Raw genomic sequence first — 13,217 nt, 5'->3', positions numbered from 1 at the left:
CCGCCGGGTCGGCCGCGCGCTGCGGCGGTCCGGCCTCGTCGCGGGCACCGGCGTGGTCGTGCTGCTCGTCGCGGGCCTCGCCCGGCCGGCGAGCACGGAGCCGGTGGTCGGGCGCGACGGCGAGCCGGTCGCCGGTGGTGTCGCCGAGCTGGTCACCCTGCCGATCGGCGGCCACGACCAGGGCGTGATGATCCGTGGCGCCGACGTCGACGCGCCTGTCCTCCTCTTCCTCGAGGGCGGGCCGGGCGGCACGGCGCTGGGGTCGATGCGGTACGCCGGTGAGGCCCTCGAGGAGTCGTTCGTCGTCGTCACCTGGGACCAGCGGGGCACCGGACGGTCCGCGGACCAGCGGGAGCCGGAGGAGACGTTCACCCTCGACCAGATGCTCGCCGACGCGATCGAGCTGACCGAGCACCTGTGCGACCGGTTCGACGAGGACGGCGTCTACGTCGTCGGCAGCTCCTGGGGCAGCACCCTGGGGGTCCTCCTGGCGCAGGAGCGCCCCGACCTCGTCCGGGCCTACGTCGGGGTCGGCCAGATGGTCAGCCAGGCGCGCACCGACGAGATCATGTACGCCGACACCCTGGCCTGGGCCCGCGAGTCCGGCGACGACGGCCTGGTCGACCAGCTCCTCGCGGTGGGGCCGCCGCCGTACGACGACGCGCTGATCTACCCGTCCATGCTGACGGGCAACCCGCAGTGGCAGCAGTACCCGACCGGCGCCGACCACGACGGGCGCTCCGGCTACCCGCTCAACCTGCTCGTCGACGAGTACTCGCTCACCGAGCAGCTCCGCTCCGCGGCCGGCCTCATCGACACGTTCGCGCTGCTGTACCCCCAGCTCGAGGGCATCGACTTCCGCGACCAGGTGCCGCGGCTCGACGTCCCGGTCCACGTGGTCGTCGGGACCTACGAGGCACCCGGGCGCGCCGACCTGGCGCGGGAGTGGCTCGCGGCGCTGGACGCCCCGGTGGTCCAGGTGGAGACGTGGGACCGCTCCGGCCACACGCCGCACCTGGACGAGCCCGGCCGGTTCGCCGCCTTCATGGCGGACGTGCACGCGCGCAGCGTCGGGAGCACCCCCGTCGCCGAGGGACGGTGAGGTCGCCGTGTACGGCCGGATGATCGCCCGGGACGTCCGTCGGCACCGGGTCGTGACGCTCGTCCTCGTCGTCCTCATGGGGCTGTCGGTGCTCCTGGCGACGGCGAGCGCCGGCACCCTCGCCCGCCTCATGGGCGGCTCCACGAGCCTGCTGGCGCAGGCGCGGGCGCCGCACGTCGCGCAGCTGCACGTCGGGCCGTACGACCCGGCGCAGGTGGACGACTGGGTCGCGACGCGACCGGAGGTCGAGCACCATCAGGCCATGCTCCTGCTCGGGATCGACGGGGCCGAGCTCTCCTTCGCCGGCGAGCCGCAGACGACGAGCATCCAGCAGAACTCCCTGGTGGTCCCGAACCAGCAGCGCGACCTGCTCCTCGACCTCGACAACGAGCCGATCACCGAGGTCGCGCCGGGCACGGTCGTGCTGCCGGTGTTCTACGAGGTGGAGCACGGCCTGCGGGTCGGGGACCCGGTCGTCATCACCGCGGCCGACGGCTTCCGCACCGAGCTGACGATCGCCGGCTTCGCGCGGGACTCGATCATGAACGCCGGGATCACGAGCTCCAAGCGCCTGGCGGTCTCGCCGACGGACCTGGAGCAGGTCCGGGCGCACACCGGCGAGGTCGAGCACCTCGTCGAGTTCTGGCTGCACGACCCCGCCGCGCAGTCCGCCGGGTTCCAGACGGCCTACCTGGACGCGGGCATGCCCCAGGCCGGGCAGATGGTGGACTCCGCCACCTTCCAGATGTTCACGATGGTCGGTGACGGCATGGACGCCGCCATCGTCATCCTCGTGGCGGTCCTCCTGCTCGTGGTGGCGCTGCTGTGCCTGCGCTTCTCCTTCCTCACCGCGGCCGAGCAGGACTACCGCGAGATCGGCGTCCTCACGGCGATCGGGGTCCCCCCGCGGGGCGTCCGGCGGATCTACCTCACGAAGTACGCCGCCCTCGCCGGAGCGTCCGCTGTGCTCGGCCTGGCCGGCGGGCTGGAGCTCACCCCGGTCCTGGCCCGCAACATCACCCGCTACATGGGGTCGGTCCCGTCCGTCTGGACCTGGCTGACCCCCGTGCTCGCGGCTGCGCTCGTGCTCACCGCCCTGGTGCTCTTCCTGCTGGTGCTGCTGCGCCGCTTCGGCGGGATCAGCGCGGTGGCGGCGCTGCGCGCGGGTACGACCGGGCAGCAGTCGAGGGCCGCCCGGCTGCGACTGCACCGGTCCCGTCTGCCGGTGCCGCTGCGGCTGGGGGCCATGGACGTCGTCGGCCGGTGGCGCACCTACCTCCTGCTGTTCGGTGTCTTCGCGGTCAGCACCTTCCTCACGATCGTGCCGATCAGCTCGGCGAGCACGGCGAGCGCCCCGGGGTTCATCCACTACATGGGCACGGGCACCGTGGACCTGCGGATCGAGCTGCGTCACGCCGACGACGCCTCGCCGGCCCAGTTCGCCCGGGTCGTCGACACGGTGCGAGCGGACCCGGACGTCGCGACCGTGACCCCCATGGTCACCACCCGCCACGGGTCGGTGGACGTGGACGGCAACCCGGTGAGCCTGTACGTGGAGAACGGCGACCACACCCTCCTGCCACTCACCTACGCCGAGGGCCGTGCCGCCACGGACCCGACCGAGATCGCGCTTCCCTCCTCGCGCTGAGCCAGGCCGGCCGGGACGTCGGCGACACGCTGCCCGTGGAGGTCGGCGGGCAGGTGCGGGACCTGACGATCGTCGGCAGCTACCAGGACATCACCAACGGCGGGAAGACCGCCAAGTCCGTCCTGCCCACGCAGGGGAACGACGTCATGTGGTACGTCGTCGGAGTGGCCCTGGCGCCCGGGACGGACGCCGCGGCGACCGCGCAGGCGTACGGCGACCAGCTCGCCCCCGCGAAGGTCCACGACATCGAGCAGTGGCGGGCCCAGACCCTCCGGCCGATCGCGCGCCAGATGACGGTCACCGCCGCCATCTCCGCGGTGGTGGCGGTCGCCCTGGTCGGCCTCATGACCGCGCTCTTCACCCGGATGATCCTCGCCCGCGACGCCGGCCCGATCGCGGTCCAGCGCGCGCTCGGCGCCGACGACGGCGGCCTGCGCGCGCAGTACGTCACGCGGACGGTGCTGGTGCTCGCCCTGGGCGTCGTCGTCGGCGCGGTCGCCGCGGCCACGCTCGGCGAGGCGATGTTCAACCTCATGTTCGAGGGCCTGTACGGCGGGATGGAGGCGCTGGGCCGGGGGACCAGCCGCATCGACTTCGCCGTCGACCCGCTCCTGACCTACGTCCTCCTGCCTGCCGCACTCCTGGGCTCGGTCTCGCTCGTCACGGCGGCGAGCGCCCGCTCCCTGTCCGACGCCCGCATCAGCGCTCTCACCACCGATTAGGACGGCTCTCATGACCACCTCGACACCGGTCCTCGACGCCCGGGGACTCACCAAGGCCTTCGACGGCACCACCGTGCTGCACGGGGTGGACCTGCAGGTCCACGACGGCGAGCTCGTGGCGGTGATGGGCCCGTCCGGGTCGGGGAAGTCGACCCTGCTGCACACGATCAGCGGGATGGACACGATGACCGGCGGGACGGTGTCCGTCGCCGGCCAGGACCTCGGCTCGCTCAGCCAGAAGCAGCTCGCGCGCCTGCGGCTGACGACGATGGGCTTCGTCTTCCAGCACGGGCACCTGCTCACGAACCTGTGCCTGCTCGACAACGTCGTGCTCCCGGCCTACCTCGCCTGCCTGGCCCCGCGCGAGGAGCTGAACCGGCGGGCCCTGGCGCTCATGGAGCGGATGGGTGTCGCCGGGCTGGCCACCCGGGACGTCTCGGAGGCGTCGGGCGGCCAGCTCCAGCGGATCGGTATCTGCCGGGCGCTCATCAACGAGCCGACGATCGTCCTGGGCGACGAGCCGACCGGCGCGCTGGACTCGACGGCGGCCGCCGAGGTGCTGGACATCCTGGGCGAGATCAACGCCGAGGGGACGACGGTCGTGCTCGTCACCCACGACGCCACGGTCGCCGCCCGCGCCGACCGGGTGCTCTACATGGTCGACGGTCGGATCGTCGCCGACCGGCAGCAGGGTCGGTGCGCGGCGGTCGACCTGGAGCGGCGGCACGGCGGCGTCGCGGCCTGGCTCACCGAGCTCCAGCCGCGCAGCGCCGTCCTCGGGCCGGTCTGAGCCGACCGGCGAGGGCGCGCCGCACGCACGAGGCCCCCGGTCCGGCGCCTCCCCGGGACGGGGAGGGCCGGGCCGGGGGCCCGTCGGGACTGCTCAGCAGTCGAAGTAGAGCTCGAACTCGTGCGGGTGCGGGCGCAGGCGGATCGGGTCGATCTCGTGGGTCCGCTTGAAGTCGATCCACGTCTCGATGAGGTCGGGCGTGAAGACGCCGCCCTCGGTGAGGTAGTCGTGGTCGGCCTCGAGCGCGTCGAGCGCGGCCTCGAGCGACGCGGGCAGCTGCTCGATGGCGGCGTGCTCCTCGGGCGGCAGCTCGTACAGGTCCTTGTCGACCGGCTCCGGCGGCTCGATCTTGTTCTTGATGCCGTCGAGGCCGGCCATGAGCATCGCGGCGAAGGCGAGGTACGGGTTGGACGACGCGTCCGGGACCCGGAACTCGATGCGCTTGGCCTTCGGGCTCGACCCGGTCACCGGGATACGGACGCAGGCGGAGCGGTTGCGGGCCGAGTAGACGAGGTTGACGGGCGCCTCGTAGCCGGGCACCAGACGGTGGTAGCTGTTCACCGTCGGGTTGGTGAACGCGAGCAGCGACGGGGCGTGCTTGAGCAGACCACCGATGTACCAGCGCGCCATGTCGGACAGGCCGCCGTAGCCCTTCTCGTCGTAGAAGAGCGGCTCGCCGTCCTTCCACAGCGACTGGTGGCAGTGCATGCCCGAGCCGTTGTCACCGAAGAGCGGCTTCGGCATGAAGGTCACCGTGCGGCCGTTGCGGTGCACGACGTTCTTGACGATGTACTTGAACTGCATCACCTTGTCCGCGGACTTGGCGAGCGTGTCGAAGCGGTAGTTGATCTCCGCCTGGCCGGCGGTGCCGACCTCGTGGTGGGAGCGCTCGACCTGGAGGCCGGCCTGGTCCAGCACCTCGCAGATCTCGTCGCGCAGGTCGGCGAAGTGGTCGACCGGCGGGACGGGGAAGTAGCCGCCCTTGTACGGGGTCTTGTGGCCGAGGTTCCCGCCGTCCTCCTTGCGGCCCGTGTTCCACGCCGCCTCGATGGAGTCGATGTGGTAGTAGCTCTCGGACTGGCTCGTGTGGAACCGGATGTCGTCGAAGATGTAGAACTCGGCCTCGGGCGCGAAGAACGCGGTGTCCGCGATGCCGGTCGACTTGAGGTACGCCTCGGCCTTCGCGGCGATCTGGCGGGGGTCGCGGCTGTAGGGCTCATCGGTGTACGGGTCGACGATCGACATGTTGATGATGAGCGTCTTGCGGTCGCGGAACGGGTCCAGGTAGGCCGTGGACAGGTCCGCGAGGAGCTTCATGTCGGACTCGTGGATGGCCTGGAAGCCCCGGATCGAGGAGCCGTCGAACATCTGGCCCTCGGTGAAGAAGGACGCGTCGACGGTCGAGGCCGGCACGTTGAAGTGCTGCATCACGCCGGGCAGGTCGCAGAAGCGGACGTCGACGAACTGGACGCCCTCCTCCTTGATGAAGGTCATGAGCTCGTCTGCGGAGCTGAACATGCAGTGCTCTCCTCGTTCTCGGTGCCTGCGCAGGCGAGGCATGCGGGGGGTGGGCGACGGGACGAACCTAGGGCGACGCGGTTTCCCTGCGGTGTACCTCGTGTTTCCGGTGCGTTACCGAGGAGCGGAGCCCGGCACAGGGTCGCCACAGGCCGTGCCGCTAGCCTGCTGCGCGTGGCAGCGCGACGCGAGGACATCGGATCGTGGCTCGAGGGGACGCCCGGTGGTGGCGCCGCCGGCGGCGACGGCACGACCGGCCCGGCACGCCTGGGCCTGCCCGCGACGGGCCAGGGGTCGTTGGCGACCGTGGGGCGACGCGTGCTCGGCCTGCTCGTCGACTGGGGGATCGCCTCACTCATCAGCGCGGCCTTCTTCGGCTTCGACGAGTGGGCGACGCTCGCCGTCTTCGGCGCCTCCACCGTGGTCCTCGTGGCGACGCTGGGCACCACCATCGGGCACCGGGTCGCCGGGATCCAGGTGGTGCGCCTGGGTGACCTGACCACCGTGCTGTTGCGGCAGGGCCGCTCGGGCGCTGCCGCCGGGGCGCAGGCGACAGCGCCGTCGGTGCTCCCGCCCCCGGGCCTCCTGCTGGGCCTGACCCGGACCGCGCTGCTCTGCCTCGTCATCCCCGCCGTCGTGTGGGACGCCTCCGGACGCGGCCTGCACGACGTCGCCGCGGGGACGGTCGTCGTCCGCCGCTGAGACCGCCGGGCGCCGTGCGACGCTGATGCCGCCGGGCGTCGTGCGACGCTGATGCCGCCGCTCGTCGTGCGACGCGGGCGGCCGGACCTCAGCGGCCGCGCATGCCCTTGCGGTCGGGCCGGGCCTTGAACGGGTCGATGCCCTTGGGCACCGGGAGGCGTGCGCCGCCGAGCGCGCGGAGCCGCTTGCCGACCTCGCCGACCTCCTGCTTGGTCAGCTTCGGCTTGAGCTTGCGGACCGTACCGGGCAGCTTGCGGAGCGGCACCTGGCCGTCCTCGTTGCCCGACTGGAGCAGCGTGACGGGGACGTTCGGGAGCACCCGCGCGACCTTCTTGCGCTCGGCCTCCAGCAGCCGCTGGGCGCGGACCGGGTTGCCCTCGGCGACGAGGACGATGCCCGGTCGCCCGAGGCCCCGGAAGACGATCTCCTGGCCGCGGGGGTCCACGGCGACGGGCTCCTCCGGGAACTCCCAGCCGCGGCGGATCGTGCGCAGCGCCGACAGCGACGCGCCGGGCTGGCCCTCGATCTGGCGGTAGGCGGCCGCCTCGGCGCGGCGCGCCAGGAGGAACAGCGCCGCGAGGAAGGCGAAGGGGAGCGCGACGATCGTCGCGTAGACGGGACGGCCGAAGGCCAGACCCAGGCCGATGCCCACCGCCAGTACGCCGACGAAGGCCAGCAGGACCCACCAGGTCACCGCGGGATCGACCCGCCGGGTCATCTGGAAGGCCTCCCAGACCCGGTGGTACCACCGGACCTTGCGGACCTTCTTCGGCTTGCCGCCGGCTGCGTCAGCCGCAGGCGAGGGCGTGGTGGATCGATCGCGGGCCATGGGCGATGAGTCTAGTGGCCGACGGAGGACGCCCGGACGGCTCGCTCAGTGCCGGCTGAGGAGGCTGGACGCCTCCTGGCGGGCGCTGCCCGGGGTGGCCAGGTGCGCCAGGGCCTCGGGGATCGTCTCGCCCCGCCGCGTCATGGCCTGGGCCCACAGGCGGCCGGCCCGGTACGAGGAGCGGACCAGGGGGCCGGACATGACGCCGAGGAAGCCGATCCGCTCCGCCTCGTCCGAGAGCGCGACGAACTCCTCCGGCTTGACCCACCGCTCCACCGGGTGGTGCCGCACGGAGGGGCGCAGGTACTGGGTGATGGTGAGCAGGTCGCACCCGGCGTCGTGGAGGTCGTGCAGCGCGGCCACCACCTCGTCGTAGGTCTCGCCCATGCCGAGGATGAGGTTGGACTTCGTCACGAAGCCGTCGTCGCGCGCCGAGCGGAGCACCGAGAGCGAGCGGTCGTAGCGGAACGCCGGGCGGATCTGCTTGAAGATCCGCGGCACCGTCTCGACGTTGTGCGCGAGCACCTCGGGCCGCGAGGAGAAGACCTCCGCGAGCTGCTCCGGCCGCGCGTTGAAGTCCGGGATGAGCAGCTCGACGCCGGTGCCCGGGCTCGTCGCGTGGATCTGCCGGACGGTCTCGGCGTAGAGCCACGCGCCGCCGTCGGGCAGGTCGTCGCGGGCCACCCCCGTGATCGTGGAGTACCGCAGGCCCATCGCGCGGATCGACTCGGCCACGCGCCGGGGCTCGTCGCGGTCCTCGTCGGCCGGCTTACCCGTGTCGATCTGGCAGAAGTCGCACCGCCGGGTGCACTGGTCACCACCGATGAGGAAGGTGGCCTCCCGGTCCTCCCAGCACTCGAAGATGTTGGGGCAGCCCGCCTCTTCGCAGACCGTGTGCAGCTTCTCGCCCTGGACGAGCTTCTTGAGCTCGGTGTACTCCGGGCCCATGGTCGCGCGGGTGCGGATCCACTCGGGCTTCTTCTCGATCGGTGTCTCGGCGTTGCGCGCCTCGACGCGGAGCATGCGCCGGCCCTCGGGTGCGCTCGTCACGGCGACCACTCTACGTCAGTCGTCCGATGACCTCAGGGGCGGCGCGGGCTTCCCTCGGCCGGTCCTCAGACGGCGGCCGGTGCGGACGTCGTGCCGGTGGTCGCGCGCAGCGGGGCGAGCGCGGCGGCCAGCTCCTCGCGCAGCAGCGGGAGCACCTCCAGGACGGTGACGTCCCGACCGAGCTCGGCGGACAGGGAGGTGACGTCCGCGTCGTCGATCCCGCACGGGACGATGCGACCGAAGGCGCCCAGGTCCGGGTCGCAGTTGAGCGCGAGGCCGTGCATGGTCGCGCCCCGCGCCACCCGCACGCCGATCGCGCAGACCTTGCGGTCCCGCCGCGGCACCGTGCCCTCGGCGGCCTCCGCCGGGTCGTCCGCGGCAACCCAGACCCCGCTGCGGCCCTCGACCCGGCCGGCGGTCACGCCCAGCCGCGCGCAGACGGCGATGACGGCGGTCTCCAGCGCACGGACGTAGGCCACGACGTCGACCGGCTCGCGCAGGCGGACCAGCGGGTACGCGACCACCTGACCGGGCCCGTGCCACGTGATCTTCCCGCCCCGGTCGACGTCGACCACCGGGGTGCCGTCGACGGGGCGGTCCCACGACGCGGTCCGCTTGCCCGCGGTGTAGACGCTCTCGTGCTCCAGCAGCAGCACGGTGTCGGGGCGCAGGCCGTCGACGACGGCGGCGTGCACCGCGCGCTGGAGGTCCCAGGTCGGCACGTACGGCAGGAGACGGGTGCCCAGGCCGAGGTCGACGGTCAGCAGCCCGTCGACCTCGAGCGCCTCGCCGTCGAGCGACGGGGGATCGGGGACCGGGTCGGGGACGGGGGCGGGAGCAGCCACACCGTCACGGTACGTCAGCGTGCACCCGCGGCGTGTCGTCGTCGGGTGCGGCGTGGCCGCCGTCGGCGTCGTCGGCGGCGGGCGGTCGGAACGCGTGGCCGTCCGCGTCCGGCCCGTGCGGGGTGGGGTCGTCCCAGCCCTCCTCGTGCGGGTGGGCCGCCAGCATGAGGCCGAGGATCTCGCGCAGCTGCTCGACGTGGTGCGGCTCCAGGCCGCGCACGCTCATCTCCTCGGCCGGGCGGGGGTCGCCGGCCTCCAGCATGACGGCGCGGCCGGCGGCGGTGAGGACGACGTCGTGCCGACGGCGGTCCGTGGGGTGCTGCTCCCGCGCGATGTAGCCGGACCGCTCCATGCGGGCCAGGATGCGGCTCATCGTCTGCTCGGTCACCCCGTTGGCCCGCGCGAGGTCGCGCTGGGAGTGCGGGCCGCGGGCGAGGTGGAAGAGGACGGGCAGGCTCGCGTGGTTGAGGTCCCAGGTGTCGAGATGGGCGTTCCACTCCCGCTCGATACGGCGCGCGACGGCGGAGAGCAGGCGGCCGGTCGGCCAGTGCCCTGTCCGCTCCACGTCGCCTCCGGGTGCTCCGTGCCTGTTCCTGAGAGCCAGCACAGGAAGGCTGGTTTGTCCCTCGAGGCTAGTGGGCCTCATGATACTCAGCATGCTGAGCGATTCGTCGGGCCGTCGTCGCGGTGTGCTGCGGGGACTGGCCGTCCTGGGTGTCCTGCTGGTGTGGCTGACCCTCGCGGGGGTCGGCGGCCAGTCCATCGGCAAGCTGTCGGAGGTGCAGGAGAACGACAACGCGGCGTTCCTGCCCCGCAGCGCGGAGTCGACCCGGGCCGCGGAGCTGGCCGAGGGGTTCTCCGACGACACGACGCTCCCGGCGATCGTCGTCGTCACCGGTGACGGGCAGCTCACCCCGGAGCAGCTGGCGGCGGTGGACGACTTCGCGCAGGCCGTGCCTGCCCTGGAGATCGGCGAGGGCCGGACGCTCGAGGACGTGCTCCTCGCCCCGGCGTTCCCGGTCCCGTCGGAGGACGGTGAGGCGGTCCTGCTCGCGCTGTCCCTGGACAGCGACGCGGTGCAGGAGACCGTCGGCGAGGAGCGCGTCCTCAACGAGGTCGTCAACGCCCTGCGCGAGGCGACCGCGGAGCTCGACGGCGCGGGACTGGAGGCCTGGGTGACCGGACCGGCCGGCGCGGTCGCGGACGTCGTGGAGGCGTTCGGGGGGATCGACGGGATCCTGCTGGTCGTGGCCCTCGCGGTCGTGTTCGTCATCCTGCTGCTGGTCTACCGCTCGCCGAGCCTGCCCTTCACCGTCCTGTTCACGTCGGTGTTCGCGCTCGCCGGGGCCGGCCTCGTCGTCTACGAGCTCGCCGCCGCCGGGGTCCTCGTCCTCAACGGGCAGAGCCAGGGCATCCTGTTCATCCTCGTCGTCGGTGCCGCGACGGACTACTCGCTGCTCATCGTCGCCAGGTACCGCGAGGAGCTGTCGCGGGTCGCCTCCCCGTACACCGCCATGCGCCGGGCGCTGCGGGCCTCCATCGAGCCCATCGCGGCGAGCGCGGGCACGGTGATCGCGGGTCTGCTGACCCTCCTGCTCTCGGACCTCGCGTCCAACTCGAGCCTCGGGCCGGTCGCCGCCATCGGCATCGTCGCGGCGTTCGTCGCCGCCCTGACCCTCCTGCCCGCGTTCCTGCTGGTGGGCGGGCACCGGTTCGCCCGCCTCATCTTCTGGCCGCGCATCCCGCGTGCCGGCACGGCCGCGGGCGACGGCGGCCAGGACACCCTGGCCGAGGTCGAGGCGCGCAACGGCGTCTGGGGCCGGGTCTCGGGCCTGGTCGGCCGCCGCCCCCGCCTCGTCTGGGTGACGACGGCGCTCCTGCTCGCCGCGGCCACCGCGTTCGTGCCGCAGCTCCGGGCGAGCGGGACGAGCGAGACCGACATCTTCCTCACCGAGGTCGAGTCCGTCACCGGCCAGGAGGTCGTCGCGGAGCACTTCCCCGCGGGCCAGGTGCAGCCGGTCACGGTCTTCGCGCCCGAGGCGGACCTCGACGCCGTGCTGGAGGCCGTCCTCGCCACCGACGGCGTGGACTCGGCCGCCGTCGTGGCCGAGGTCGCCGGCCCGCCCGGGGCGCCGCCGGCGCCGGACGCCGCGCCGCGGGTCGTCGACGGCGTCGTGCAGGTCCAGGCGGTCACGTCGTCCGGGTCGGAGACGCAGGAGGCCGTCGAGGTCGTCGCCGACGTCCGCCAGGCCGTCGGGGAGGTGTCGCCGGAGACCGTGGTCGGGGGAGCGGCCGCGCAGCGGCTCGACACCCAGCAGACGAGCATCCGGGACCTGCAGGTCATCGTGCCCACGGTGCTCGTGGTCATCCTCCTCGTGCTCATCGCGCTGCTGCGCTCGGTCGTCGCGCCGGTCCTGCTGCTGGGCGCGAACCTGCTGAGCCTCGGGGCGACGCTCGGGATCGCCGCGATCTTCTTCAACGGCGTCTTCGACTTCCCCGGAGCCGACCCGGTCGTCCCGCTGTACGCGTTCGTCTTCCTCGTGGCGCTGGGCATCGACTACTCGATCTTCCTGATGACCCGGGTGCGGGAGGAGTCGCTGCGGCACGGGACCCGGGAGGGGACGCGTCGGGGTCTCGCCGTGACCGGCGGCGTCATCACGAGTGCCGGCGTCATCCTCGCCGCGACGTTCGGTGCCCTGGCCGTGCTGCCGCTGCTGTTCCTGGTCCAGCTCGCGTTCCTCGTCGCGCTCGGGGTCCTCATCGACACGCTCGTGGTGCGGAGCCTGCTCGTGCCTGGCCTCATCCTGGACATCGGTCGGGCATCCTGGTGGCCGTGGCAGCGACGCGTCCCGGCGGACGACACCCAGACCGAGGTCCCGCAGCGGCTGGCGGAGCCGGCGACGAGCCGGTGACCCTCCCGCACGTGCCGACGGACGTGCCGACGGACGTGCCGGCCGGCGTGCCGGCCGACACAGCCCCCCGCCTCCGGGTAGGCGTCGTCGGCTACGGCGACGCCGGGCGCGGGATCCACGGTCGGCTCGTCCGCGCCGCGGGACACACGGTGACGGCCGTCGTGACGCGGTCGCCGGGGCGGGCCGCCCAGGCGCGCGAGGACTGGCCCGGGGTGCGCGTCCACGACGACGTCGAGGGCCTCCTCGGCCGGGCGGGGGACGTGGACGTCGTCGTCCTCGCCTCGCCGACCGGGCTCCACGTCGAGCACGCGCTCGCCGCCGTCGCGGCCGGTGTCCCCGTCGTCGTCGACAAGCCGCTCGCCCTGGACGAGGCGGGCGCGCGCGCCGTCGTCGCCGCGGCCGAGGCCGCGCACGTCCCGCTCACGGTGTTCCAGAACCGGCGGTGGGATCCCGAGCAGCTGACGCTCGTGGGTCTGCTCGCCGACGGTTCCCTGGGGCGGGTGCACCGGTTCGAGCGCCGGTGGGAGCGCTGGCGGCCGGTCCCCAAGGACCGCTGGAAGGAGAACGCCGTCGGGGAGGGCGGGGGCCTCCTGCTGGACCTGGGGGCGCACCTCGTCGACTCCGCCGTGCAGCTGTTCGGTCCGGTGGCGTCGGTCTACGCGGAGCTCCGTGCCCTCACGACCCCGACCGAGGACGACGTCTTCCTGGCGCTGCGGCACCGCGAGGGGACGGTGAGCCACCTCTGGGCCGGTGCCCTCGCGGCGGCCCCGGGGCCGCGCACGCGCGTCCTCGGTGACCGCGCCGCCTACCTCGTGACCCGGTTCGAGGGCGAGGCGTCCCCGTTCTCCGGGATGGACCCCGGCGACGGTCAGGAGGGCTGGCTCGTCCGGGGCGACGAGGCGACCCCCGTGCCGCGTGCCGCCGGTGGTCACGAGGACTACTACCGCCTCGTGGGGCAGTGGCTCCACGCCGGCGGACCGGCCCCGGTCGATCCTCGGGATGCCGTGGTGACGGCGGGCGTGCTCGACGCGGCCCGGCGCAGCGCCGAGGCGGGGCAGGTCGTCGTCCTGCCCTGAGCGCCGACGGGCGCTGCAGCACG

The 13,217-nt window shown here is 73.3% G+C and carries 12 protein-coding genes; 7 read left to right on the top strand and 5 right to left on the bottom strand.

All coding sequences use genetic code 11. From position 1 onward, the window contains the following. From N866_RS11400 to N866_RS11385, 4 genes are all read left to right on the top strand, one after another. Window positions 1-1,102 (top strand): alpha/beta fold hydrolase (locus tag N866_RS11400; protein WP_052022945.1); only part of this gene is annotated, 1,102 nt, incomplete at its 5' end. Between the two features lie 7 nt (window positions 1,103-1,109). Next, entirely contained in the window at window positions 1,110-2,750 is a 1,641-nt protein-coding gene (locus tag N866_RS11395) for an FtsX-like permease family protein (RefSeq protein WP_034226425.1), read from the top strand. Between the two features lie 35 nt (window positions 2,751-2,785). Further along, window positions 2,786-3,472, top strand: coding sequence for an FtsX-like permease family protein (locus N866_RS11390; RefSeq protein ID WP_034226424.1), 687 nt, complete (start codon window positions 2,786-2,788; stop codon window positions 3,470-3,472). 10 nt (window positions 3,473-3,482) lie between these two features. Next, on the top strand, window positions 3,483-4,262 hold the full coding sequence (locus tag N866_RS11385) for an ABC transporter ATP-binding protein (RefSeq protein WP_034226423.1): 780 nt from the start codon (window positions 3,483-3,485) through the stop codon (window positions 4,260-4,262). Between the two features lie 93 nt (window positions 4,263-4,355). Here the strand turns inward: N866_RS11385 and glnA are convergent, their stop codons facing one another. Beyond that, window positions 4,356-5,780 (bottom strand): type I glutamate--ammonia ligase, encoded by a 1,425-nt coding sequence (gene glnA / locus N866_RS11380; RefSeq protein WP_034226421.1) that lies wholly within the window; start codon window positions 5,778-5,780, stop codon window positions 4,356-4,358. A gap of 174 nt (window positions 5,781-5,954) precedes the next feature. Between glnA and N866_RS11375 the strand changes: the two genes are divergently transcribed. After that, complete coding sequence (locus tag N866_RS11375) at window positions 5,955-6,482, top strand: RDD family protein (protein WP_034226420.1); 528 nt, start codon at window positions 5,955-5,957, stop codon at window positions 6,480-6,482. Between the two features lie 88 nt (window positions 6,483-6,570). Here the strand turns inward: N866_RS11375 and N866_RS11370 are convergent, their stop codons facing one another. The 4 genes from N866_RS11370 to N866_RS20460 form a co-directional block, all read right to left on the bottom strand. Beyond that, the gene (locus N866_RS11370) at window positions 6,571-7,311 is read right to left on the bottom strand and encodes a DUF4191 domain-containing protein (RefSeq protein ID WP_034226419.1); all 741 of its coding nucleotides are present in this window, start codon (window positions 7,309-7,311) and stop codon (window positions 6,571-6,573) included. 45 nt (window positions 7,312-7,356) lie between these two features. After that, entirely contained in the window at window positions 7,357-8,361 is a 1,005-nt protein-coding gene (gene lipA / locus N866_RS11365) for a lipoyl synthase (protein WP_034226431.1), read from the bottom strand. A 65-nt stretch (window positions 8,362-8,426) separates the two neighbouring features. Then, window positions 8,427-9,128, bottom strand: coding sequence for a lipoyl(octanoyl) transferase LipB (lipB, locus tag N866_RS11360; RefSeq protein WP_034226430.1), 702 nt, complete (start codon window positions 9,126-9,128; stop codon window positions 8,427-8,429). An 82-nt stretch (window positions 9,129-9,210) separates the two neighbouring features. Beyond that, window positions 9,211-9,771, bottom strand: a complete 561-nt coding sequence (locus N866_RS20460) for a MarR family winged helix-turn-helix transcriptional regulator (RefSeq protein ID WP_245612558.1) — start codon at window positions 9,769-9,771, stop codon at window positions 9,211-9,213. A 91-nt stretch (window positions 9,772-9,862) separates the two neighbouring features. On the opposite strand from N866_RS20460, the gene N866_RS11350 reads away from it, so the two are divergent. Both N866_RS11350 and N866_RS11345 read left to right on the top strand, forming a co-directional pair. Beyond that, a complete protein-coding gene (locus N866_RS11350; RefSeq protein WP_245612556.1) occupies window positions 9,863-12,118 on the top strand; it encodes an MMPL family transporter in 2,256 nt (751 codons plus the stop codon). An 11-nt stretch (window positions 12,119-12,129) separates the two neighbouring features. Beyond that, complete coding sequence (locus N866_RS11345) at window positions 12,130-13,194, top strand: Gfo/Idh/MocA family protein (protein WP_245612554.1); 1,065 nt, start codon at window positions 12,130-12,132, stop codon at window positions 13,192-13,194. The last annotated feature ends 23 nt before the right edge of the window (window positions 13,195-13,217 follow it).

This window comes from Actinotalea ferrariae CF5-4 (assembly GCF_000603945.1).
Lineage (GTDB): Bacteria > Actinomycetota > Actinomycetes > Actinomycetales > Cellulomonadaceae > Actinotalea > Actinotalea ferrariae.
This window is presented reverse-complemented; position numbering and strand designations above follow the sequence as displayed.